The organism is Marinobacter alkalisoli, assembly GCF_045449795.1.
GTDB lineage: Bacteria > Pseudomonadota > Gammaproteobacteria > Pseudomonadales > Oleiphilaceae > Marinobacter.
Genome location: NZ_JBJJLB010000031.1, coordinates 58,091 through 81,558 on the forward strand (window position 1 = coordinate 58,091; position 23,468 = coordinate 81,558).

The 23,468-nt window shown below is 55.8% G+C and carries 26 protein-coding genes; 10 read left to right on the forward strand and 16 right to left on the reverse strand.

The genetic code is table 11. The annotated features are described in order from the left end of the window. Window positions 1-112: 112 nt before the first annotated feature. On the reverse strand, window positions 113-1,531 hold the full coding sequence (locus ACJO3M_RS14975; protein ID WP_407002192.1) for an AsmA family protein: 1,419 nt from the start codon (window positions 1,529-1,531) through the stop codon (window positions 113-115). 214 nt (window positions 1,532-1,745) lie between these two features. Between ACJO3M_RS14975 and ACJO3M_RS14980 the strand changes: the two genes are divergently transcribed. Further along, window positions 1,746-2,213 carry a CopD family protein gene (locus ACJO3M_RS14980; protein ID WP_407002193.1) on the forward strand — a complete coding sequence of 156 codons (468 nt, stop codon included), beginning with the start codon at window positions 1,746-1,748 and terminating at the stop codon, window positions 2,211-2,213. 17 nt (window positions 2,214-2,230) lie between these two features. On the opposite strand, the gene ACJO3M_RS14985 is transcribed toward ACJO3M_RS14980, so the two are convergent. Then, window positions 2,231-2,755 carry a DUF2231 domain-containing protein gene (locus tag ACJO3M_RS14985; protein WP_407002194.1) on the reverse strand — a complete coding sequence of 175 codons (525 nt, stop codon included), beginning with the start codon at window positions 2,753-2,755 and terminating at the stop codon, window positions 2,231-2,233. 183 nt (window positions 2,756-2,938) lie between these two features. Between ACJO3M_RS14985 and coxB the strand changes: the two genes are divergently transcribed. The 3 genes from coxB to ACJO3M_RS15000 all read left to right on the forward strand — a co-directional run bounded on the left by coxB (window position 2,939) and on the right by ACJO3M_RS15000 (window position 6,892). Continuing rightward, the gene (coxB, locus tag ACJO3M_RS14990; RefSeq protein ID WP_407002195.1) at window positions 2,939-3,514 is read left to right on the forward strand and encodes a cytochrome c oxidase subunit II; all 576 of its coding nucleotides are present in this window, start codon (window positions 2,939-2,941) and stop codon (window positions 3,512-3,514) included. Beyond that, window positions 3,507-6,017, forward strand: coding sequence for a cytochrome c oxidase subunit I (ctaD, locus tag ACJO3M_RS14995; RefSeq protein ID WP_407002196.1), 2,511 nt, complete (start codon window positions 3,507-3,509; stop codon window positions 6,015-6,017). Before coxB ends, ctaD begins: the two co-directional genes overlap by 8 nt. 77 nt (window positions 6,018-6,094) lie before the next feature. Then, the gene (locus ACJO3M_RS15000) at window positions 6,095-6,892 is read left to right on the forward strand and encodes a cytochrome c oxidase assembly protein (RefSeq protein WP_407002197.1); all 798 of its coding nucleotides are present in this window, start codon (window positions 6,095-6,097) and stop codon (window positions 6,890-6,892) included. A gap of 19 nt (window positions 6,893-6,911) precedes the next feature. On the opposite strand, the gene ACJO3M_RS15005 is transcribed toward ACJO3M_RS15000, so the two are convergent. The 6 genes from ACJO3M_RS15005 to ACJO3M_RS15030 form a co-directional block, all read right to left on the reverse strand. After that, window positions 6,912-8,897 (reverse strand): hypothetical protein, encoded by a 1,986-nt coding sequence (locus ACJO3M_RS15005; RefSeq protein WP_407002198.1) that lies wholly within the window; start codon window positions 8,895-8,897, stop codon window positions 6,912-6,914. 85 nt (window positions 8,898-8,982) lie between these two features. Next, complete coding sequence (locus ACJO3M_RS15010) at window positions 8,983-9,669, reverse strand: DUF2959 domain-containing protein (RefSeq protein WP_407002199.1); 687 nt, start codon at window positions 9,667-9,669, stop codon at window positions 8,983-8,985. A gap of 162 nt (window positions 9,670-9,831) precedes the next feature. Further along, complete coding sequence (locus ACJO3M_RS15015) at window positions 9,832-10,251, reverse strand: VOC family protein (RefSeq protein WP_407002200.1); 420 nt, start codon at window positions 10,249-10,251, stop codon at window positions 9,832-9,834. A 99-nt stretch (window positions 10,252-10,350) separates the two neighbouring features. Then, window positions 10,351-10,665 carry an antibiotic biosynthesis monooxygenase family protein gene (locus ACJO3M_RS15020; RefSeq protein ID WP_407002201.1) on the reverse strand — a complete coding sequence of 105 codons (315 nt, stop codon included), beginning with the start codon at window positions 10,663-10,665 and terminating at the stop codon, window positions 10,351-10,353. Between the two features lie 68 nt (window positions 10,666-10,733). Continuing rightward, the gene (locus ACJO3M_RS15025; RefSeq protein WP_407002202.1) at window positions 10,734-11,198 is read right to left on the reverse strand and encodes a GNAT family N-acetyltransferase; all 465 of its coding nucleotides are present in this window, start codon (window positions 11,196-11,198) and stop codon (window positions 10,734-10,736) included. Window positions 11,199-11,265: 67 nt separating this feature from the next. Continuing rightward, window positions 11,266-11,664 (reverse strand): GFA family protein, encoded by a 399-nt coding sequence (locus ACJO3M_RS15030; RefSeq protein ID WP_407002223.1) that lies wholly within the window; start codon window positions 11,662-11,664, stop codon window positions 11,266-11,268. Window positions 11,665-12,022: 358 nt separating this feature from the next. Between ACJO3M_RS15030 and ACJO3M_RS15035 the strand changes: the two genes are divergently transcribed. From ACJO3M_RS15035 to ACJO3M_RS15045, 3 genes are read left to right on the forward strand one after another with little or no spacing between them, the layout of a single operon-like run. Continuing rightward, window positions 12,023-12,397, forward strand: coding sequence for a bacteriocin immunity protein (locus tag ACJO3M_RS15035; RefSeq protein ID WP_407002203.1), 375 nt, complete (start codon window positions 12,023-12,025; stop codon window positions 12,395-12,397). A 16-nt stretch (window positions 12,398-12,413) separates the two neighbouring features. Continuing rightward, the gene (locus ACJO3M_RS15040) at window positions 12,414-12,671 is read left to right on the forward strand and encodes a bacteriocin immunity protein (RefSeq protein WP_407002204.1); all 258 of its coding nucleotides are present in this window, start codon (window positions 12,414-12,416) and stop codon (window positions 12,669-12,671) included. Window positions 12,672-12,678: 7 nt separating this feature from the next. Next, entirely contained in the window at window positions 12,679-12,930 is a 252-nt protein-coding gene (locus ACJO3M_RS15045) for a bacteriocin immunity protein (protein ID WP_407002205.1), read from the forward strand. 104 nt (window positions 12,931-13,034) lie between these two features. Here the strand turns inward: ACJO3M_RS15045 and ACJO3M_RS15050 are convergent, their stop codons facing one another. Beyond that, entirely contained in the window at window positions 13,035-13,931 is an 897-nt protein-coding gene (locus ACJO3M_RS15050; RefSeq protein WP_407002206.1) for a LysR family transcriptional regulator, read from the reverse strand. Window positions 13,932-14,065: 134 nt separating this feature from the next. Between ACJO3M_RS15050 and ACJO3M_RS15055 the strand changes: the two genes are divergently transcribed. Then, on the forward strand, window positions 14,066-14,518 hold the full coding sequence (locus ACJO3M_RS15055; RefSeq protein ID WP_407002207.1) for a VOC family protein: 453 nt from the start codon (window positions 14,066-14,068) through the stop codon (window positions 14,516-14,518). A gap of 13 nt (window positions 14,519-14,531) precedes the next feature. Beyond that, complete coding sequence (locus ACJO3M_RS15060; protein WP_407002208.1) at window positions 14,532-15,128, forward strand: glutathione S-transferase family protein; 597 nt, start codon at window positions 14,532-14,534, stop codon at window positions 15,126-15,128. A 10-nt stretch (window positions 15,129-15,138) separates the two neighbouring features. Here ACJO3M_RS15060 and ACJO3M_RS15065 read toward each other — a convergent pair whose 3' ends face one another. Both ACJO3M_RS15065 and ACJO3M_RS15070 read right to left on the reverse strand, forming a co-directional pair. Further along, complete coding sequence (locus ACJO3M_RS15065) at window positions 15,139-15,690, reverse strand: YdeI/OmpD-associated family protein (protein WP_407002209.1); 552 nt, start codon at window positions 15,688-15,690, stop codon at window positions 15,139-15,141. A gap of 82 nt (window positions 15,691-15,772) precedes the next feature. Continuing rightward, window positions 15,773-16,858, reverse strand: a complete 1,086-nt coding sequence (locus ACJO3M_RS15070; protein WP_407002210.1) for an aldo/keto reductase — start codon at window positions 16,856-16,858, stop codon at window positions 15,773-15,775. Between the two features lie 169 nt (window positions 16,859-17,027). Here ACJO3M_RS15070 and ACJO3M_RS15075 point away from each other — a divergent pair, with 169 nt between their 5' ends. Further along, window positions 17,028-17,987: an AraC family transcriptional regulator gene (locus ACJO3M_RS15075; RefSeq protein WP_407002211.1), complete on the forward strand. Its 960-nt coding sequence runs from the start codon at window positions 17,028-17,030 to the stop codon at window positions 17,985-17,987. Between the two features lie 175 nt (window positions 17,988-18,162). On the opposite strand, the gene ACJO3M_RS15080 is transcribed toward ACJO3M_RS15075, so the two are convergent. From ACJO3M_RS15080 to ACJO3M_RS15100, 5 genes are all read right to left on the reverse strand, one after another. Next, window positions 18,163-18,297, reverse strand: a complete 135-nt coding sequence (locus ACJO3M_RS15080; RefSeq protein ID WP_407002212.1) for a zinc ribbon-containing protein — start codon at window positions 18,295-18,297, stop codon at window positions 18,163-18,165. Window positions 18,298-18,434: 137 nt separating this feature from the next. Continuing rightward, the gene (locus ACJO3M_RS15085; RefSeq protein ID WP_407002213.1) at window positions 18,435-19,085 is read right to left on the reverse strand and encodes a DUF2268 domain-containing putative Zn-dependent protease; all 651 of its coding nucleotides are present in this window, start codon (window positions 19,083-19,085) and stop codon (window positions 18,435-18,437) included. Between the two features lie 125 nt (window positions 19,086-19,210). Then, window positions 19,211-20,863: an ATP-dependent nuclease gene (locus tag ACJO3M_RS15090; RefSeq protein WP_407002214.1), complete on the reverse strand. Its 1,653-nt coding sequence runs from the start codon at window positions 20,861-20,863 to the stop codon at window positions 19,211-19,213. A 248-nt stretch (window positions 20,864-21,111) separates the two neighbouring features. Further along, window positions 21,112-21,969, reverse strand: coding sequence for an SIR2 family NAD-dependent protein deacylase (locus ACJO3M_RS15095; RefSeq protein WP_407002215.1), 858 nt, complete (start codon window positions 21,967-21,969; stop codon window positions 21,112-21,114). Then, window positions 21,969-23,003 carry a ParA family protein gene (locus ACJO3M_RS15100; RefSeq protein ID WP_407002216.1) on the reverse strand — a complete coding sequence of 345 codons (1,035 nt, stop codon included), beginning with the start codon at window positions 23,001-23,003 and terminating at the stop codon, window positions 21,969-21,971. Before ACJO3M_RS15100 ends, ACJO3M_RS15095 begins: the two co-directional genes overlap by 1 nt. Window positions 23,004-23,468 lie beyond the last annotated feature (465 nt).

The following is a 23,468-nucleotide window of genomic DNA, read 5'->3' on the forward strand; positions in this document are numbered from 1 at the left end:
TTAGATCTTTTGGCAGGTGATTTCCAACGGCAGGGACGATGCAAATAATCACGATTCCAAGGATCGGGCTATCCGGCTCACCAGTGCCTGGCTTTCGCAAAAAACTCCATGCTCAGGGATGCGGCATCGATCCAGTGTAAAAGGTGTCGCAGTCGCTATTGGTAATCGCCCGCACTCCGCGCTGGACCAGGTCGAACATCGGGCCGGTCACAGCGACCAGAACGTTGGGTTTCTCGATCTCGGGGTCGCGGAACGGGCCGCTGACCTCTTGCTCAACAACCGCGCAGCCCTCGGAGTCGATTACGGCTACCCGCAGGTTCTTGAAACTGTAGTTGCCGAAATCCAGGGCTCCTGTCAGGGCCAGGCGGTTTTTCGGGGTGCGGAAGGCAACGTCTCGCGCTTGCGCCACGCCGTCTTCAACAGCCCATTCCGAAACCATCTGATCAATGGTTGTACTGCCTTCGCTGCCTTCGAGTAAACCGGTAAACGCATAGCCGCGCGTTACGGCAAGACCTACGGGCCCGGCAAGGAATACCGCACCAACATCGATCAGGTTGAAGCGTTGGGTTTCGGCATAATCCTCCAGTTCCTCATCCAGGTCATACCCATCAAAGGTAAGTTCCCCGGAGTTCAGACTGAACGTGCCCGTGGCGCTCTGTCGGAATTCCAGCCAGTTGCTGCCTTGGGCACTCAGGGCCAGATCAAGATCAAGGTTGCCAGCGGCGACTTGATCCGGATTCAGCATGTTCATGAACGCACCGAAATCGAATGCAGCAAGCCGGTTTTCAAGGCTAAGAGCGGGGGCTCGGGACGAAAGGTCGGCTTCGATCCGCCCCGAGAGCGTTCCTCCGAGAGCAATCGCGCTAATGGGTTCCAGTTCGAAAAGGCCGTTGTCGCCACGGATCTCCACCGACAATTCGGAAACCCTGAGCCGATCCTGGCTGAGCGAGCCGCATTGCACCTTGCCCTCGGCAGCGAGGCTCTCAAGCACTTGCTCCAGCGTGCCACCGTTATGGCGGATGGTGCTCAGATCCAGATCGCATTGTTCCATCAGCCATTTCTTTTCCGTGGTCTGATCAAGGTAGGTAAGCCGGGCATCGGACACCCGCAACCTTTGCAACGACAGTTTGTCGAGCTCCCCCGGTTCGGGCTCGTAAATGTTGAACACACCCGAACTGGAACGCTCGACCACCAGTTCCGGCCGCTTTATATGGAGGTCAATCGGGTGCACATCACCGGTCAGCAGGCTGAAGGTGGCAAGCCCCACACTGACGCTTTCGGCAGTGGCCACTACCTGCCCTTGTCTGCTTACTTTGAGATCTGCGATTGTGACGTTCGGCCCCTGCAGCAGGCCGAAGTGCAGTGGCTGACCGACCTGCACATCCATGTTCAGGGTTTCGCTGAGCCCGGCCTCAAGCCGTTTCTTGACCTGGTCGGTATCAACCATTAACCAGGCCACCAGGGCGGCTGCAATGAGCAGGGCGGCCAGCACAGAAACAACCAGAACCGCCGTTCGTATTGGTGTTGTCATCACTCCGCCGACCATAGTAGAGCCTCATTCACAACTCCCTTTCTCAACGAGCATAACGCTTTTTTTATGGCGGTGCCCATGTGGCGCAGCGAAGTGGGCGTCCACCTTATCGGGGAAGCTTTCGATCGCCACTGAACAGCAATAGGGGGACGCCCCCTCAATTAACTCCTATACTGGGCTGCACAGGCAGGTAGCAATGGAGGGCTGTCGCCGAATGCTGGGAATTCTGGTGTTACACATGGCCGCTCTGTTGCTCTGGGCGGTGACATTACTGTATCTGTCCACGCTGATTGTCGACCGCCATTGTGGACAGCTCAATCTGTATGAATTCCCTGCCGAAGAAGACTCCCTGGCCCGTCGGCTGTTCACGCTGGTGGCCACGCCGGCCGCCCTGGCCGCTATTGTTTTCGGTACCCTTGTCTTTGTACTCAATCGCACCACCGCTTTCTGGCTGATTGCCAAGCTGACATTAGTGGCGGCGCTGGTGGTGTGCCATGTCCTGACGGGCCTGCTGATATTGCGCTGTGAGGCCGGGCGGGTTCAACATCCGCGCCGCTGGAGCGCTGCACTGCTGACGGTGGAGATACTGCTGATGGGCGCTGTTCTCTGGCTGGTGCTGGCCAAACCAGGCGCGCCCCAGTGGCTGGAAACACAGTCAGATCGGTGGGAGGTGCAGCCGTGATGCGGGTGTATAACGGGTTAATCTTCGCGCGACGGCCGGGATTTTTTCGCTTCATGGTCGGTGTCTACACCCACCGCAAACTCGTACACCAGACGCCCGCCGAGCACACCGGTTATGGTAATCAGCGCGCCGCAAAAAAGGGAAAGGTACAGTCCCCAGGGCCATATCCGGGCGGCGGGTTCCCCCACACGCAGCAGCCAGTTGAGGGTGGCCAGCGACAACAGCATCACGGCAAAAATAGCGTGACACCAGGCGGTGATCAGGCGGCGGATGCGCGGCACGCTCACCAGATCCACCAGCCCGGCGGTGCCGGAAACCCAGCCACCCAGAGCACCCACCCCGGTAAGCCAGAGTCCGGCCCGGGCCCAAAAGTCGTCTGCGGTGAACACATAAGCCAGGTCTGTGGCGATCACGCTCACCAGTGCCGCCACCGGAAAATGAATCAGCATGGGGTGCAGCGGATGGCCGAGTATCGCCATCCGGCTGAATATCGGCTGGGCTTTGTCGGTCGGTATCAGTCGCGCGCGAACGTCCGGTCTCATGCACTGCCTCCAAAAATTGGATGTCAGGCATCCTTTGGCAGCAATGCGTCCTTTCCCCAAAGCCTAGCAGGCTGGGGCGCAGTTATCACCTTGGCGCCGCTGATAGCCGGCTGCAGCGGGCCCTTTTCTACCCTGGATCCCGCCGGCCCCTCGGCCACTTACGCCGTTTGGTTATGGTGGGGTATGGCCATTTTTTTCACCTTGGTGCTGGCCGCTGTTGTTGGGCTGTGGTTATACGCCCTGCGCAGGCCGCCCCAGGACTGGAGCGAGCGCCAGCAGCAAAAAGTAGGGCGCTGGTGCCTGTTCGGGGGCGGTTTGGCGCTGCCGCTGGGTAGTATTGCGGTGATACTGGCCTTTGGCATTCCCCTGGGCCACCGGATGCTGCCGCTGCCGCCACCCGGGGGCAAGGCAGTGCAGATTGAAGTGACAGGTCACCAGTGGTGGTGGCAGGTGCGTTATCCGGGCACCGATATCGAGTTGCGCAACCGGGTGTATATTCCCGCCGGGACACCTGTGGATATCCAATTGACCAGCGAGGATGTGGTGCATTCCTTTTGGGTGCCGCGCCTGGGCGGCAAGACGGACCTGATACCGGGACACACCAACACGCTGCGTTTATACGCCGACGAGCCGGGTGAGTACCGTGGCCAGTGCGTCGAATTCTGCGGTACCGGCCATGCACACATGCAATTTGTGGTGACGGCACTGCCGCCCGGCGACTTTGCCCGCTGGCTGGGGGAGACACAAACCAATGAGTGACGAGCCGCAGGGCAACTTGCAGCAGTCCATGGCGGCCATCTGGGCCAACCGGCCCGGCTGGGGAGCGCTGACGACGGTCAACCACACCACGGTGGGGCTGCGTTTTATGCTTACCGGGTTGTTTTTCTTTTTGGTGGGTGGACTTTTGGCAATGTTGCTGCGTACGCAGCTGGCCCTGCCGGAACAACAGATCATCGCCCCGGAGCTGTACAACCAACTATTCACCATGCACGGCACGGTGATGATGTTCCTGTTCGCTATCCCGGTGCTGGAGGGGGTGGCCATCTACCTGACGCCAAAAATGATCGGCACCCGGGATCTGGTGTTCCCGCGCATGACCGCTCTGGGCTATTACTGCTACCTGTTTGGCGGGCTGATCATTCTCTCCAGCCTGTTGCTGGGTGTGGCGCCGGACGCCGGCTGGTTTATGTACACGCCGCTGAGCAGTGCCGAGTTTTCACCGGGGTCGGGCTCGGATTTCTGGCTGCTGGGCATTACCTTTGTAGAGATTTCCGCCATGGCGGCGGGCATCGAGCTGACGGTGTCGATCCTGCGCACCCGCGCACCGGGCATGGCGCTGTTTCAGATGCCGATCTTCGCCTGGTACATACTGGCCATGGCGCTGATGATCGTGTTCGGTTTTCCGCCGCTGATTCTCGCCAGCATCCTGCTGGAGCTGGAACGCGCGGCCGGCATGCCCTTTTTCGCCGTGGCCGGCGGCGGTGACCCGCTGCTCTGGCAGCATTTGTTCTGGCTATTTGGCCACCCGGAGGTGTATATCATTTTCCTGCCGGCGGCGGGGATTGTCTCCACCTTGCTGCCGGTGTTTGCCCAGCGCCCATTGGTGGGCTATCGCTGGATCGTACTGTCGATTATAACCACCGGCTTTATCAGCTTCGGCCTCTGGGTGCACCACATGTTCACCGTCGGTATTCCCCAACTGGCGTTGGCGTTTTTCTCGGTGTCCAGCATGCTGGTGGCGGTGCCCACCGCGGTGCAGGTGTTTGCCTGGCTGGCCACACTCTGGACCGGGCGGGTGGTCTACCGCCTGCCCATGCTTTGGCTGCTGGGTTTTCTGGTGGTGTTTGTCTGCGGCGGGCTCACCGGGGTGATGCTGGCGCTGGTGCCCTTCAACTGGCAGGTGCACGACACCCACTTTGTGGTGGCGCACATGCATTATGTACTTGTGGGTGGCATGTTCTTCCCGCTGATGGCGGGGCTCTATTACTGGCTGCCGCACCTGTCCGGGCGGATGGCGTCCGAGAGCCTCGGGCGCTGGGGTTTCTGGCTGACTTTTATCGGTTTCAACGTCACCTTTTTGCTGATGCACCTGACCGGCCTGCTGGGCATGCCGCGGCGCATCTACACCTACGAGGCCGGGTTGGGCTGGGACTGGCTGAACCTGCTCTCCTCCATCGGCAGCTTTGTCATGGCCGCGGGGATCGCGGCCATCATCCTGGATGTGACCCTGCACTTTTTTGTGGGTCGGCGCGCCCCGAAAAACCCCTGGCAGGCCGACACCCTGGAGTGGGCCACCGCCACACCGCCGGACAACTACAATTTCCTCAGCCTGGCGCCGGTGACCAGTCGCCATCCCCTGTGGGAGCAACCGCAACTACCCGAGCGGATCGCCCGGGGGGAGTTCGGCCTCACCGATACCCGCCACGGCAAGCGCGAGATCTATGGCACCGACGCCATCACCGGCAAACTGCGGGAAATTATTTTGGTGCCGTCCAACTCCTGGCGGCCGCTACAGGCATCGCTTGCGCTGGCGCTGGTATGCATCAGCCTGCTGTTGCGTCTCTACCCGCTGGCGCTGGCGGGCTCTGCGCTGGCGGCCTTCTTTCTGCTGCGTTGGAGCTGGGAGAACGGCGCCCACCCCACAGCCGCGCCACCGGACAACCACGAGCCACAGGACCTGCGCTGGCACTCGCGCACCTTTGACGGCCCCGGCCTCTGGGGTATGGTGGTAACACTGATGGCCAACGGCACGCTCTATATATCGCTGCTTTTTGGTTGGTTCTACCTCTGGATCGTGGCTGAGCACTGGTCACTGCCCAAGCAGAGTCCTCTGGCCTTTTGGCCGCTATTCGCCTGCGGAGTGTTGCTGAGCCTCGCCGTATTGCGCTACGGCCGCCTGATACGGCACCTGCGACGGCGCGACGACCGGCACCTGGCCGCTGGCCTCTGGCAGACGGCGGCGCTGGGGCTGGCCCATTGGCTGTTGCTGGTCTGGGTGCTGCTGACCGCGCCGCTGGCGGCAACCGAAACCTCCCACGACGCCATGCTGCTGGTGATGCTGTTCTACCTGCTGTTTCACAGCGGCCTGGGCACCCTGATTACCGCGCTGCAGGCGCTGCGGGTGCGCTTCGGTTATGTGAACGCCGCCCACCCCTACGAGCCCATGGTGGTCTGGCCCTTCTGGCTCTACACCCTGGGCATTTTCTGGCTGAGTCTGGCGGCCTTTGTGCTGTTGCCCCTGGGCTGGGGGCCGTTGTCATGACTCGTCGGTGCCGGGGTGCATCTGGTCTTGGCCCTGACCACGTTTGCGGTGAGGCTGCCAGTGCTGGTCTTCCTACCGTGCATTTGGCCCTCTGGTCCGGACTGGGGCTGGCGCTTTTGAGTCCCTCCGCTGCCGCCCACAACCCGCTAACCATCAGCGGCGCCGAGCAGTGGGCCGCCTGGTCCAGTGCACTGGTGCTGGGTGTTTTTTGGCTGTGTTATCTCTGGGGCGGGCGGCGCGCCCCTGCCTCCTGGCCCAGGGTGCTGTGTTTTCATGCCACGACGGGGCTGGTCGTGTTGGCCTTGCTGGGGCCGCTGGATCACTGGGCAGAAACCAGCACGGCAGCACATATGGTGCAGCATATGTTGCTGATGGTGGTGATCGCGCCCCTGTGGGTGCTGTGTCGGCCCCTGCCGCAATTGGCCGCCGCCAGTGGCCGCATTGCCACCAGGTCAGGGTACTTCTTGCTGCGTCTGGGCGCCCATCCGGTAATCTGTGCCTACCTGCACGGGCTGGTCATCTGGTTTTGGCACTTGCCTTATTTCTACATGCTGGCGGTGGACGATCCCTGGTGGCACATCATTGAACACGCTGGCTTTCTACTCACCGCCGGCCTCTTCTGGTGGTCCGTGCTCAACGCCAGTTTGCGCCGCGCGCCCTGGGCGCTCTTTGCACTGCTGTTCACTCTGATGCACACGGGGTTTCTCGGCGCGCTGCTGACCTTTGCCCGCGACCCCCTCTACGGCGAGGCCCGCGATCTGGTGGACCAGCAACTGGCGGGACTGATCATGTGGGTGCTGGCCGCCATTCCCTACATCACCGCCTCCGCCTGGCTGGGCCACCGCTGGTACCGGCAGATGGTGCGGCGCGCCTGAAGGCGCGATGCCGGTGCCCTCAGCGTGGTGAATTCTCAGGCGAGGCCGCCCAGCTGGTGTAGCCAAGCTCCATAATACGGGTGACTTCGGCATCTGGTACTGCCGACAGGTCACCCAGTTCCAGGGTGTCGTAATGGAATGCGTACAGGCGAGAGGTAAACTCGGCGATGGGCAGGGAGGCTTCGCCGCGAAATTCGCCGTGGCCCTGGGTGGAGCAGGTAATTCCCTGGCCCCAGTCCTGGCCGCTGTCGTTGTTGGGGTTGAAGAAGTAGACCCGCATCTGGTCCTGAGGGCTGAGCCCGACCCTCAGGATGTTGATGGCGTGGCGGCCTACGTAGCGGGCAGCGCTGTCCGTGACGGCAATGCCGGCCGGCTGGGCGTGGATCACTGGCATGTTCCCGTTGTAGAAAGGGTGGTAGCTGGCATAGAAGTGCCGGATGAAGCCCTCGTAGTCGCGCACCTCGCCAGTGTGGATATCGGCCACCACACGGAACCCCTGGCTGACCCACCAGCCATAGAATTCCGGGTTGATCCAGCGGTGGGCATCGTCATCCCGGTTTTCACAACGGCGCCACATTTCGCCGTAGATGCGATCCAGGTGGGGGATAAGGATCAGCGAGACCGGGTCCACATCGACCGGCGTTCCGTCGACCAGCCCGGGCTCCAGATCTCTGGAAGAGACGTTCTGGCCCTCGAAGCGGCTCAGCACTTCGTTGTCCCGGGCCGCCCAGGCCAGTACCTGAAGCAGGTAATCGGCCTCGTTGGACGCCCACATCGACAGACCGATTGCGGACTGGCAGGTGGGGTTGTTGCCCTGGCCCACACCCAACGGTTGCCCCAAAAGATTGATGACACCGGCCAGCAGGAATACCCGGGGCGGCCGGGCAATGCCAAAGACCTCTTGCAGGGTGTGTGCGGTCTCCACTGACAGGTGGAGTTTGATTTGCCGCCACAGGGCCTGGGCCACGGAGGGCGTGAACAGAGAACCACGCTCCAGCATCATGGTAAGGCCATAAACGGCCTGGCAGGTTTCCGGGTATATGGCCTCGTCAATCAGGGCATGGACCAGTTCGGTGTAGCAGTAAAGATCGTCCAGGCCGGTCATGGTCAGCCCCAGTGTGTCGGGTATCAGATCGTCCTGGTCACTGTCGCGGAGGAACCTCAGCATAACCGCGTGGTAAGGGGAGGCCAGACCGGTGTCGTGCATGCTGCGGGCAAAGCACGTGGCTTCGGAAGACAGTTCTGCGTCGTCCATCTCCGATAGCCGTTGCTCATAGATCTGCAGGCCCGGGTCTTCGGCGCTGGCTGGTGTGGGTGCAAACAGGGCGTTGACCAGGCGGGTTGCGGCGTCGTTGCCGGTGGTTTTTATCTTGGGGTCATAAAGGCACTTGGCGATCTGATCGATCATCTCGCAGATGCTGTCAACCTGCACTGGTCCCTGGTCCAGCAACCGCCAGACTTCCTCCACCAGGCTGTCCAGCAGGCTCTCATAGCCAAGATGGGAAATCAGATATCGGTAGAGTTCCTGGACAATCAGCCCGAGCTGTTTCGGGCGCTCCCGATCAGCTTCCGTGAGTTGGCCAGACAGCAGATCCAGGTTCAACGCCATAACCTGGGTCAGGAAATGGCGAGCCTGTTCCGCAGAAATGCCGGGATGGAAGTAATCACCCAGGGTGACAGCGAGCATCCGTAGCTCGCTGATGGCCTCTACGATGGTCGTAACGGGCCCGGCCTCGCGCAGGGAGTGCTTGGCCAGTGCCGGCTGCAGGATGGCCGGCTGCGCCCAGTCGCTGGCGCCGAAGATGCCAGCGGATTCCAGCGGGCGGACCCGCCGGTACAGGGCGTCAAAGCCGCCCGGCAGCGTCATCAGCATTCGGGCGCGCTCCAGCAGCCCAAGGCTGGAGGCCCTGGGATCGGCCAGACGGGCGCGGGCGAAGTCCGCTAGCGCCTCATCAAACTGTCTCAATGCCAGCTCGAGTGCAGGGTCGGCGTTTTGGCGCTCCATAGCTTCGACTCCCTTGTCTTTGCAAGCCTCGGCGGCGCGCAACAGGGTGGTGCCGCTCGCGGGTGCCGCGATGTCGCGGCAGGCGTTACCCGCCTTCGCGGAAGCGCCGGATAAAGGCTTCGGACTCGTCGATGGATTGTTCCATATTGCGAATCAATTCATCCACGTCCTGACGGATACTCACCAGCTCGTTCTCCAGGGAACCAATCGCCTGGGCGTTCAGGTTATGCTTGAGATACAGCACCTGATCCTGGAAGGCCTGCAATACTGGCTCCATGCGATCTTCAGCCTTGTGCATACGGGTGATCAGTTGACTGTACTGCGCCCGGGTCTCATCAAGCTGCTGTTCGCTGTTGCGTCGCAGAGAGGCGCTTTCGTAGAGATCCAGTTCATCTTCCCATTCATCGAACAGATCTTCTGCAACCTCCTCCACCTTGTCGATGCGATCGCGGACGTCCTCCGCACTCGACTTGCTGTCTTCGTAGGCATCGCTGATCTCAGTATACCGATCCTTGAGTTCGGTATCCGGCGTATCCACGACGCTCTGGAAGCGCTCCAGAGATGAGCGGAAGGTTTCCTGGGCGTCATTCTGGCTGTCCCGCGCGTCTTCCACCCGGTCCACCAGGATGTCACGCTTTTCATACCCGAATTTTTCCATGGTTTTGTAGTACACCGAGGAACACCCGCCCAGAAACAAAACACTGAGCAGCAACAGCCACAACTGACGGGCACTTTGTGGCCGTAAGGAACTGACAGTGACAGGGTTGGACATAAACTAGTCTCCGGTTGGGGTACGCGTCCGGAAAGTGAAGCATGGCGGCGGCTTGCTGACAAGCAGTCATCCGATTCCTGGGCATTATCCTGGCACATGGAGCGACCTTGAGGCGCTCAGGGGTATCAGGCCTTTTCCTGAGAGGGTGTCTCACACCTTCCTTCAGGCTGTTGATTCGTTCGGAGGCATTGCTGCCGGGTCCATCCACATTGTTTCCCAAACGTGGCCGTCGGGATCCGCGAGGTTACGGTTATACATAAAACCAAGCTCCTGAACGGGATTGATGTCCGCTGTGCCGCCGTTCGCAGCCGCCGCCTCGTTCATGGCATCGACCGTCTCGCGACTGTCGCAGGATATCGCAAGCATCACCTCGCTAGACGTTGAGGGTGGGATGGGGCGATTTGTGAAGGTGCGCCACTTGTCGTGTGTAAGCAGCATGACGTTAATTGCCTCGCTCCACACCATGCACGCAGCAGTATCGTCTGTAAAATGAGGGTTGTTCTCGAAGCCGATCGATTTGTAGAAAGCCATCGATGCTTCCAGGTTCGTTACCGGCAGGTTCACAAAAATCATTCGAGACATTGTTGTTCTCCTAAAGTTTGTTGAGTGACTGCGCTTGTTCTCGCGACTCCCTATCTAGTCGAACCGGAACATGTGAAATCGACACAACATCATTCGCTCTTAACCGTATTCACGCTCGACCTTGGCTATCCGGACCCGAAAGCTGGAATACCATTGCTGACGACCAATCCGCTGGGCCTCCTGATGCTCGGCGTTCTTCTTCCAGTTGCGGATGGCCTCAAGGCTTTCCCAGTAGGAAACCGTAATGCCCAGATTCTCCCTGGCGGACTCCATGCCCAAAAAGCCTGGCTGCTCGGCAGCTAACTCCGCCATTCGTTCGGCCATTTCGGCGTAGCCGTTGTCACCGTCCGTGCGATGGCTGCTGAAAATGACGGCGTAATAGGGTGGTTTGGGGGTGTTGGCGATTTCTGACATGAATTTCTCCGAATGTTGAATGCCCTGACAGGGATCACAATGGCTGAGGACTGATAAATTGCTCCCGGTTACAGAGTGATTCGGTAGTATCGGCCATGCTCTCCATCCTTGTAACCAACCTGTTTTACTTGCCAACCCAATTTTTCGGTTACTTTCTGGCTGGCTACGTTATCCTCGGCGATGAAAACCTGGGCCGCCTCTAAATCCACCTCTGTGGCCAGCTTTTCAACGGCTAACTGACAGGCCTTGGCGGCAATGCCTTTTCCCCAGAACTCCGATCTGATGAAGTAACCAAAATCGAGCACATCGTTTATTTCTTTGATGCCGCAGAACCCAATGAATTCATCGGTATCAGCCTCCGCGATAACAAACCGGGAAGGATTGTCGAGCGCATTTCTGAACCAGGAATTCGCTTCGTCTTCTGTAAGCGGGCGACGAGGTCCCAGAAACCTCATCACCCTGGAATCTCCCAGCATCGACACAACAGCTGCTCTATCTTTTTGTTGAAGTGCCCTTAATTTTACCGAACTCATAAGGCATGGCTGTCGCCGTGTGACGCCAGTGTTAATGGGGCCAATGCCGTAGCCGTGACTGGCATGGTTATGCCTTTGTCTCTCTGACTCGGGACTCACTGTCTGGCCAGTTGTCGAACTGTGGCAGCATGTCTGTGATTTGATGCCAGTTTGCCTTTGAACCCGTAAAAATATGGGCCTCGGGCTCACCATCGATGTCACCTTCCAGCCCACCAAGTGGGATGCCGACAACTTCCGGACGATCCTTATAGGTACTGATTAAAGGTGAACCACACGTCTTGCAAAAGTACTTGGTGACGTTCTCGGAAGATGCATACGGTGTGAGATTGTGCTCTCCCGACAGCCACCGAAACTGATCACTACGAATCGAGGCGCGAGTGCGGAAAGCAGCACCGTGCCACCGCCGGCACTTGGAGCAATGACAATTGAAAATAGGGCCGAGTCGCCCTTCAATTTCATAGCTCACCGTTTCGCACAAACACTTCCCTGTTAGGTTGCTCAAAGGTCCATCTCCCTGAATGCAGCAATTGGATAGCGGTCACACTGACTACAGAAACGTGACCGCTGAATTATTACGCTTTTGTGTTCAAACCAACCAACAAAATAGTGGGAAAATTAAAGGCGTGCCATGCCGATGGGTAATATTCTGTAATATCACAACGTAATCACGAAGTGCGATTGTCCGGAGAACCCCCTGCGATGAGGTGAGGGGCTGGTTCCGGGGCGTCCTGGCCGGGACTTGGACCAGGGCAGAAAATTCAGTAAATTGGGGGCACCTTTAGGCATGGAACTGCCGATTAACAAACCTTTGCGAGAACATGGACGTGACTAAAATTATTAGCCCGCATTCGCTTGCGCTCCACGAAGCGTTGATGATTGAAGGCCAAAGGGATCAGTGCCCTGAAAAAGAGTTGGCCAGTTTGCTTCCCAGCGGCGTCAGTCGCCACCAGGTTAAAAACCAGTTCAGTGATTACACGGAATCGGAGTTTCTTGAGCTATTGGTCGACATAGTTGAGGCCAATGGGTCGGAGGAGTATCAGGATCAGTTACTGGAGCACTTTATCCAGATTACGGAACACCCGTCGGGGTCTGATTTGATCTATTACCCAGAGAATCCGGCTGACGCAACGCCAAAGCGAATCCTTGAAACCGTCAAAGAATGGCGCGCCCGGAACGGATTGCCCGGCTTATTGAGCTAATACATGGGAAGCCCATATGAAGCTGGATAAGGGGCATTTAATCGAATACTCGGAGAACGAGTTTCTGGAAATCCTCAAGGAATTCTGGGACGGCGATATGACGGAAGCTGAGGAATATGAGTTCGTGCAACGATTCAATGAGATCATCGAGCACCCCGAGAAAAGTGATTTGATTTTCTACCCGCCTGGCAATCGCGATGATTCACCCGAGGGTGTGATCGACGAACTAAAAAAGTGGTATCGAGAACAGGGCAAAGCCTGTTTCAGGGCATAAATCCAATATGGGCAGCATCCGAATTGAAGACATGACTCGAGAGGAATTCCTCAGTCTTTTGGAGAAAATCTTTGATGTGAAGGGGCGTCGGGATACCCACGATGAACTCGTCGACCAGTTCGAGGATTTATCACAGCACCCAGATGGATCTGACCTGATTTTCTACCCTGAGAATCCTGAGGATTCAACGCCTGAGCGTATCGTAGAGATTGTTGCGGAATGGCGCGCCCGCAACGGATTGCCCAGTTTCAAAGGTTAGGCTGCTCGACTTTTCTATTCCTCAATCTGCGGTGCACTGAATGCCTTGCTGCAGAACCCCGATGGATCAAAGCAGCAAACCCTCCTTTATTCCACTCCACCGGATTATGGTATGGCCTTAATGCGTTGCTGCAACGGTTCCACCACCGATTCCAGAAAGTGCCTTACCCTCGGTGATAGCAGGCGGCTGTGGGGAAAAACAAACTGCACAGGCAGTTCCGACATGATGTAGTCGGCCAGGACCGGTACCAACGTGCCATATTCAACGTCTTTCTGCGCCTGGTAACCCAGCACCCGGCAGAGGCCGAGGCCGTCCCGGGCGGCGTCAAGCCCTGCCTCGATCCTGTTGACACTGACAACGGGATGGACGCGCTGCTCCCAGGGCTCCCCATCTACCTGAAACTGCCATACCTCTCCCGAGGGGTCGAAGCACACAGTCGGCCAGTCTGACAACTGCCTGGGGTGGGTGGGCGTTCCCATCTGCCCGATCAATGCCGGACTCGCACAGATTACGTATGGAGTGCTACCGACCACCCGAGCCACCAGAGAAGAATCGGCGAGATGGCCGATACGCAACGCCAGATCAAACCCCTGCTCGATCATATCCACAATATGATCGTCCAGGGTCAGTTCAGCGCTCATGCCAGGATTCTGCTTGAGCCACTGGTTCAGCAACGGCGCCAGGTGCAGGCGTCCGAACGTTTCCGGGGCGGTGATCCTCAGCTTGCCGGCCGGGTTGGCACGGCAGCTGTCGAGCCGGACCTCCATCGCCTCGATATCCGCAAGTATTTGCCGGCTGTGCAGCAGGTAATCACGGCCTTCGTCCGTTAACGCAATGCGACGGGTGCTGCGGTTCAGCAGGCGAACGCCAAGGTGCTTTTCCAGTGTGGCAAGGGTCCGCACCACAGCGGCCGGGGACCGGTCCAGTCTGTTGGCGGCGGCGGACAGACTGCCCTCGTCGACAATGGCGACAAAGGTGCTCATTGCCTTGAGTTTGTCCATTGTCAGATACCTTCCGCAGCCGCTCACAGGGGATTTGTGCAAAAACCTGAATAAACCTAACAGGTCCGCGGCATTTATTGAATCCGTGTAGAGGCGTTTACTGGCAACACAACGTCACCCATACGGAGTCAGCCATGAAACAACCTCAGCGCATTCATCAATATGACCATGTCGGTATCCGGGTGAGCGATCGTCAGGAGGCGGTCGCTTTTTATGAGCAACTCGGGTTCCAGGAGGTGCGTCGTTTCGGCCAGTACGAGGCCAATGAAATGGAAACGACCGATGGCGTACGTATCAACCTGATTTTCAATGCCACGCGATTGCCCCACGGCAGGAATGTCCTTCTGGACGAGCCGATCAAGCTGCCCGGCGTCACCCACCCGGCTTTTGTGGTGGACGACCTCTACGCCCTGAAGGACTGGCTTGATCAGGCGGGCATTCCCATCACCGAAGGCATCCATCGCCTTGGCCCGCGTCGGATCACCCTGTTCATCCGCGACCCGGACAGAAACGTGCTGGAGTTTAACCAGCTGCTGCCTGAACCGGCGCCCCACGACGACATATCAAGCCACACACCCACATCCTGAGGAGGAACCGACCATGACACTGTACGACCTGGAACTCTCCGGTAACTGCTACAAAGTTCGTCTGTTTGCCGCTTTGGCGGGCATTGAGCTGGAACGGGAACCGGTGGATCTGCCCGGCGGCGCCCACAAGCGCTCACCGTTCATTGACCTGAACCCCTGGGGCCAGGTGCCGGTACTGACCGACGGGAACCTGGTGCTGCGGGATTCCCAGGCGATCCTGGTGTACCTGGCACGCCAGTATGGCGGCCATCAGTGGTGGCCAGATGCGGCCGCCCACCAGGGCGAGATCATGCAGTGGCTGTCCACCGCTGCCAACGAAATCCACAACGGCCCAAACGTCGCCCGGCTGGTGGACAAGTTCGAATATCCTCTGGACAAGGCGCACGCACTGGAGGTCAGCGCACGGGTTCTGCCCCTGATCGAGCAGCACCTGAACCAGCATGCCTGGCTGGCTCTGGGCCGTCCGACCATTGCCGACTGCGCCGTGTTCCCCTACATCGCCGTTGGCTGGGAAGGGGGCGTGTTGCTTGAACCCTACCCAGCGATCCGGGCGTGGATCGACCGTATCAAGGCACTGCCGGGATACATCGCCATGCCAGGTATCGAGTAACTGGACGTGTCTATTCCTCAATCTGCGGCGCACTGAATGCCTTGCTGTAGAACCCCGATGGATCAAAGCAGCAAACCCTCTTCTTGCCAGAGGCAAGCATGTCACATGCATCGTTGATGCGCTTCACGCGGGTTTTTGCCTGTTTGGCCGACGTAATCCAATGAATCCAATCGAGGCGTGCGATTGGCGTTGTTGAATTCCACGTAGCCAGGGATTCAGGGGCAGCTTCCAGAGCTTGCGCCAGGTCAGCAGGTACTTCCGGCTCAGGTTCCTGCTCCACGGCTGCAATTTCGAAGTGGGCCTCGTCCCCTATTCGTGCGTGTGAAGCTTCAAGCAGATCTTCATCAATCCGAAGCCAGTGACTTTTCTGGCCATCCGGCTCGAGCAAGGCCTGGAAACCGTGCTCATTAATCGATGCCATTACAGTGACCCGACCACGTCTCGGAAGCTTTGCGCTTGCTTCATGGGGCAGGATGACGAAAGCCCACGCGCTGCCACTACCCGATCCCTTCGGCTGAAGCAGCCGCGCGTTGAACTCAGACCTCGTGTCTTGTTGCATCATAGAATCCTCGAAGCTCAATCTGCCCTGATTGATAAGACTCTAAATGGATATCAGATTCCTGACAAAGAGTGAACTCAAATCATCACCCCTGCCTATGCGCCCGATACTCCCCCTGTCGCTCCAGCATCCAGCCCGGATACTCCGCCGGCAGGCGGCTGACCTCGTCCAGGGCCGCCAGTTCGTCGGCTGAGAACCGGATTTGTGCTGCCAGGATATTGTCCCGCAACTGGTCGCCCCGCTTGGCGCCCACAATGACGCTGGTCACCGCGTTCTGGTGCAGCAGCCAGGCAAGCGCGGTTTGAGCCACGCTGACGGGCTGGCCGTCGACCTGCTTGCCGGCGGCGATCTCCCGCATCGTGGCGATGACCGCGCTGCCACGCTCCCGGTTGACGGGCGGAAAATCAAATTTGGCGCGCCGGTTTTCCTCGGAGACGTCCGGCCCTTCGTACTTGCCGGACAGGTAGCCCCCCGCCAACGGGCTCCACACCATCAGGCCGATGTTCTCCGACTCCAGCATGGGGATCACTTCCCGCTCCAGATCCCGGCCCACGAGGGTGTAGTAGGCCTGCAATGACAGAATCGGGCACAGGCGGCGGGCCCGGGTAATGCCAACGGCTTTCATCACTTGCCAGGCGGCCCAGTTCGACAGGCCGACGTAACGGACATGGCCGTGCTGCACCAGGGTATTCAGCGCTTCCAGGGTTTCTTCCATCGGCGTGGCCGGGTCGAAGCCGTGGATCTGGTACAGGTCGATGTAATCGGTTTGCAGTCGCTGCAGGCTGGCCTTGCACTCGCTCATGATGTGGCCACGGGAGGCGCCGCGGGCGTTGGGGCCTTCGCCCATCGGGCCGAGCACCTTGGTGGCCAGTACGACATCTTCGCGGCGGACGTCCAGATTCTTCAGGGACTGGCCAACGATGCGCTCACTGGCGCCACCACCGTACACGTTGGCGGTATCGATAAAGTTGATGCCCGCCTCCAGGGCAGTCTTCACCAGCTCATCGGCCTGTTCCTGCTGCAACTGGCCGATCAGCCCCCACATGTCGTCCCCGCCGCCGAAGGTCATGGTGCCCAGGCACAGTTCCGATACAAACAGTCCCGAGTTGCCCAGCGTTCTCAGGTGCAGGGGCGCGTCATGGGTGGATTGGGGTAGGTTGGGAGTTGTCATAGCCGATCACCTCTTCATTGTGGAAGAACCTGCCAGGGCAGGGTCGTGGGTTCATACTAGGTGACGCATGGCCAATCGGGCTGGCGGAAACTCTCAGAGGATTGCACAATCCTCTCAACCTGATATCAGCCCGGGGATGCCCCTGCTGAAGTGCGGCGCCGGACAGTCTATGATTCCACCAGAACAGGAGACCACCATGACCGTCCAGCCCAACGTCATTCCAATGCAACCGGACAACCCATCCCTGAGCCGGCTCCGTGATCTTGTCGAGCAGCAATGGCTGACCCATGGCCCGGAGAGCGCGATCGACGGTTTGCGCCTGACCCGCGCCCTGGAACCCAGCGGCACCATCCGGGCCCTATACCAGACCTCGTTCTGCATCGTATTGCAGGGGGCCAAGGTGACGGCGGTTGGAGAGTCGGCGTTTCATTATCGACAGAGCGAGTGCCTGCTGGCGTCCGTCAATGTGCCGGTGAACTCCCGGATCGTGCAGGCCGCCCCCGATAAGCCGTATCTGGCGTTGAGTCTGTCGATTGATCCGGCGATGATTTCCGAGCTGCTGGTGACCCATCCGGAAATGGCGTATCGGGGCCCAAAACAGCCGGCGTTGGTCACGGCCGGGATGCCGGATGAGCTGTACGATCCTGTCATCCGCCTGCTGCGGTTGCTCGATCAACCGGAGGACCGTGAAGTACTGGAGCCGCTTGTCCGCCGGGAAATCTGTTGGCGTGTATTGCGTTCGCCGCTGGGGCCGGCCCTGCAGCAGATCGGCCTGAAGGACAGCGACACCGCCCGCATTGGCCGGGTGACGGCATGGATGCAGGCAAACTACCAACAGCCCTTCCGGGTGGCTGAGCTGGCGGCGATGGCGAGTATGAGCCTGGCGACCTTTCACCGGCATTTCAAGAGCATCACCCGGTTAACGCCCGTACAATTCCAGAAGCTGGTGCGCCTGCAGGAAGCCCGGCGGCTGTTGTTAAGCGATCAGGAAGTGGCGAGTGTTGGCTACCAGGTCGGCTATGAAAGCCCGTCCCAGTTCAGCCGCGATTACCGCAAACTGTTTGGCGCGCCACCGGGGCGGGATAAGGCCGTGATGCGGTCTAGTGTGGCGATTGAGAGTGGGGTATGAGGGGGAATTACCCCTCAAATGAAATTGGCCATGGTGGCTTGTGGTCTACTTTTGAACTTCGTTAGAAATGGGGGATTACCCGTGATCTCCCACGTTTTCTCATCTTTCATACCTAAACTTCCCCGGATGATGAACCAACAAAGCTGCCAGGCAATCTGGCAGCTTTACCATGGTATTAAGGGGTGTACTCCGTTTCGTGGCACCGTGGACATGGTGGCAAAGCATCAGAACTATCATCGAGCGTAACTGTTTCACCGCAGTTGTTGCAGGTGTATGTGCCCCTCCCAGGTCTTTCTCCAGTAGTAGACATATTATTCTCCTCTGTAGATCCCCTATAGAGTACAGCACTTGCTGAGGGGGAGAGTCAGCAAGATCACCATGATTTAGAACGTCCGCCATCACGCGCTTGTCGCGTACATGGCATTGTTGGACTCTCCTACCAAAATGCTACCGGATACCAGACATCCGCAATATCTCGTCACTTGGGACAAGAGCTAAGTCGGCGGCAGATAGCCCGGACGCCAAGATAGCTTGGTCTGCAATGTACGTCCCCGCACGATACCCAATCCAACTCCGCCCATCCGGGTGCTGGAACATCCATTGGTTGTAAGGCGCCGAAACTGGCAGCTCTAGCAACTCAGCAATCCATTCCTCTATATCTTCAGGGTATTTTCCCCAAGGCGTCTCACGGCCCCCGAAATCTCGCTCAAAAACGGTTGCAAGCCCCTCACTGACAACGCCTTCCATAAAGGAGGTTGGCTCCGGCCCGCCATACATGACCCACCCTCTTACCAAATGATGTAGCTCATGGAATAAAGTGAAACGCAACTGTGCGCAGGCGATGGCAGCCACCCCTCCCGGCACCTTCGAATTGACCGTCCAGCCCACGCGCTTTGGAGCGATTGCAGTGCCCATCTCACCCGTTTCTGGGATTACGAACTCACCCGCTTGACACGCCAGTTCAATATCTTGAGGTAACCCTCCAAGGTGGGATCGTATCTCTAGATCAGCAGCGGCACATACCTCTTCGATGGCTATGCGAGAATCACTCGAGAAATGTTGGCAATCAGTCGTATCAAGGAATAGAGGAACAATCATCAACAGCGATTCCTTTCTGTAAGCTCCTGTCAGTCCTACGCTTGCAGCATGCGCGCCCTTGTAATGGAGCCGAAGGCGCAATGAAAAGAGCGTCGCCGTGCCTCCACTTGTTGCAGGCTTACCCTTTAATTGATGGCGATTAATTGTTCAATTTCGTCTCTTAGATCATTGGCCAAATCAACTCGAAAATCGCTACTAACTATGCTGGTTTCTGAAAATACATTACCCGGGATAACGTTTTTAAGCTGATTGAAGACGTACTTCCCTTTGTAACCCTGCAGTGGTTTAACTTGAAATTGTAGCCACACTTCATCATTTTGGGGGCTACCCCCTTGTGCGTACAATTCTTGATTATGGGCCTGCCGCTGGCTGTTAAATTGATCTCTCGCGGGCACGCCATGTCGATCAATCACCTCGTCAATATAAGCTTGGCTTATTGCAAGCTCATTTCCCGTTAAGTCTGCAATAAAATCAGCGGAACAAAAATACGCTTCGATATCGGATTGCTCAGGAAACCAAAGTTTTATTCCATCACTTTCATAATCGTTAACTAGGCGCTCAACTTCATTATCAGTTAATGAATCCCTATCTCGATGAACAAGAATTTTGTATTGTCTGCCAAGAGCCTCATAAAGCTCAATCGCTTGCTCTTTCTTCATGAGATTTTTATAGCCTTGGCCGGGGTGATACGTCACAAATTTATCCAGCTCGGGCCATTGAGAAACGATTTTCTTCAGCAACGCTATATTCTTATCTTCAGAGACAATAATAACTTTCTTTCCAAAAGCCCCCCAGCCTAAAGCAATCTCAGCAGCCTCGCGGTTATCATTTGCTAACGCACCATTCTCCAGCCAATATACGTTTGCACTCAATGGGGCTCCACGCAAAATGAAAGGCGAATGGGTACTTAATACAACCGACAACTCTCTTTCAGCTGCTATTTCGGAAAGTGAAGAAGCTAGCTTCTCTTGTACGTTAGGGTGCAAATGAATATCTGGTTCATCTATAAGCAATATTTTAGGCTGAAAAAGAAGAACATAACAAAATATCTGTATTAACTGAAGATAGCCTGTTCCCAGGAGTTCTATCGGATGTGATACCCCGTCAACGGCAACTTCTGCTTTTATAACTAGATCTCTATCTTCCCGAAACTTTAATCGGATTTGGACCTCGCCCATCAATCTGCCAAGCCAAGCTTCTAGTTGACGTAAATCATCTTCGCTTAATAGATTCAAAGCGTTTCTCAAATACACATTTGAATCTCCAAAAGAGCATGCTTTTAACACTACTCTTTTAGATTGTTTAGTCTCGCTGTTTGGTAATCCTGATATACCGGGAATAAAACCACTAAAGTATGTATCCTGACCTCGGAATTGTCCTCTAACTTCCTCTGGGAGCTGGCCAGTAACGGAAATACCAGCATTCCTTGCTGCCCTAGCTTCACAAACTGCTTCGAAAGCTGTATTGTTTTCATCACGAAAGGTAAACGTAATTTTTGAGCTAGGTGTATTTGTTTTGTTACCCCAGTTCTCACCATGACCAAGCCGCATATAATCGTCTGTTGGGAGATAGTCCAAATCCATCACTGCAACTGTTGACGTACTTCCAGCCCTGATACGATCTGCCTGGCGCAACAGGCAAGCGGCGAGGTGAGTTGCCTGAAGAACAGATGATTTTCCTGACCCATTTGATCCCACCAGAATATTTAGTGAGGCGGTGCCAATTTCGATAAAATTGATTTTTTTGAACGTTTCAATTTTAATTTTTTCAAGTATCACTTAACACCCACTCAATATTAGAAATTCCTTGGAATCTATTTGCCATCTGGAACCCAGCCTGTAACGAGGCTGTAGAAAAAGTCCCGCCCCTTTGTCTGATCGCGCTCCTACGTAAAATCTGAAAGCGTTTTTGATCGTGAGTGCTCCAGAATTTAAGAATAGGCCCTATTTTTAGCTCATTTATTGATCGTTTTCAGCTCGGGATGGACCTTCGACCTTTTCCTATAGCCTCAACGCCTTGTTAGCATTTATGTTAGACGGGAAGCCCGCATTGCTTCAACTTGCTCAGCCAGATCTTGTACGCACCTGTTTGCTTCATTGTATTGACCGGCAGGATATTTCAAAAACTCGATATTATATGCTTTTCTCATCGACTCCTCTATGTCTGGAATGATGTCATCACCAACTAACGCATAATGAGGATGAGTGCTCTTTGAAAAAATATTTGAGTTTTCTAATACTAGCTGAATATCCGGATCAGACATGCTATAGCCGAGAAACAGCAATGTATTGGTCATAAAAAGGGAGTTAAGGATTGCATAGAATTCATGATTTTCTTGCTTGGCTCTAAAATATTGAGATCGACTAAGAACAATCCTTGAAATATCATTTACACACCCGTGCGCCTTAACGATAATCCTTACAGGAGACCTTAAATCTGTAGCTAAGTGTTGTTCGTAGTACTTACAAACATTGTACCCGTCTTGAGCGATACCTGTTCTACAGTATGCATCGTAAACATCATCATAGTTGGTAGTAACCACAACCTTTGGATCAATTTTCAACGTCGACTCATGAATACTAGATTTTTCATATCTAGGCTGGACAAACAGCTCCCTAATGGCACGAGTAAAATCCGCAGCCGGCAGCTTGTTGAGTATTACTTCCGCCGCATCCAAATATTTTTCTCTTTCTATCAGCGAATTGATAGTTTCTGTCCTATCAGGAGCGGGTATCCTATTTTTCAAGTTTTCAAGAAATCCACCCCATGTAGGCGGTCTATTTCCGTCCACTGCGGATAAACATCCAGCAGAAGCCCCTGCACCTAAAAAAACAATACAGCGTCGTGACGCCAGTTCTTCGATAAGAGAAATCGGCCACTCCATTATGCTGACTCTCCAAGATTCGCATAAAGATTTTTCGCAATTGTGTTAATGATATTTTCGTAGTCTTCCCTTTGTTTGTATTGTGCTCCGACTAGACCATCGCTGGACTTTAAATCGAGAATTGGCGTTGCAACTGACTGTGCTAGCGGAATCAAACTATAAAGGTGCGGAATATCACCCAATTTCGCTGATTCCGTGGAGGTGTTTTCACCAAAGAACGGCCCCATAGATTCTTCAATAATATCTGGGACTGAATTAATAATTTGCTCGTATGCTTTAGTTGGCCTCCGAACACCTTGCTTCGACTTAGTTATGTACTGTTGCATGGTGTACCCGAGGTACCCATTCAGAACACTGGGCCTTTCCTTAATGTTGTAAGTAGCTAGTCGACCTGGATTTCTTTGTTGCGACAAGTCTATGCTGTTTTCATAAAGGCCTGCCCAGTGCTCGACCCAGTTTGCAATGTTTCTAACGCCCAAAATACTAAAAATGTCGGCACCCATTGGCGTAACAAAATAGTCGCAGCCAATTAAAACACTTCTGTTTATAGATCCCAAGCTAGGCCCTAGATCGAAAAATATTATGTCGTATTGATCTTCAACATGGGTGCAGAATTCGGTATTCCAATTGTTCTTTCGAATCCCTCCAATATCACCTCCTAGAAGGTCATGCCATGCAGCACCCAATCTATCTTCGACAATAGAGAATCCAGGGTGCCCTGGCAAAAGGTCTACTCCGAATCTGTTTTTTGAACTGAGTATTGGGCATATTTCCTTTGATATCTCAGAGTCCCCATCTTCTATTGGCCTCAGAATATCTCGAATCGTTGTAGTTGACGTTTGGTGATCCGAGTTCCAGTAGAAGTCTGTTGCAAACTCTTCCCCCATAATCAATTGACTGGCATTACATTGGGGATCGCAATCCACAACTAGAACCCTTTGCTTCATTACCGAAGCGGAAAATGCAGCAAGGTTGCAAGTTAGTGTGGTTTTTCCTACTCCACCTTTATTGTTAAACATTGCTATAGAAATCAATATTTTCTACCTCATATTTGGTTCGGAGTGCTTGGATTGCTAACGTCTGCAAAAACGGCGGCTTTTACGCAGCGAAGCGGAGAAAAATCCGTTCGGTGGAGGACCATTGGGCCGGAACGAATTTAATGCACTGGTTACGTGGTTTGCCCTCGTTTAACTTGATCTTAGGCCAATGCAACGGAAGCAAACCATGTAAGAATCAGTGTTTGCAGCCTTTTTTGCCGCAGGTGATCCTTTCATGCGATGAAACCCAGTGGCTGGGTTTGTCACGGGTATCGAAACCGCAACCAGTTTTACCGCCTTTGTTACCGCTGTGAACTTCACCTGATGGTGTGTGCTTGACAGCCATCTTGAACCCTCCTCAAGGGTGCGAGTATTCCAGGATTACCCTGACCAATTGGTGTACGAATTTTGGACACAAAACCAGCCTACACCCTGACCAAAGACTGTTCAAGCATACAGCCT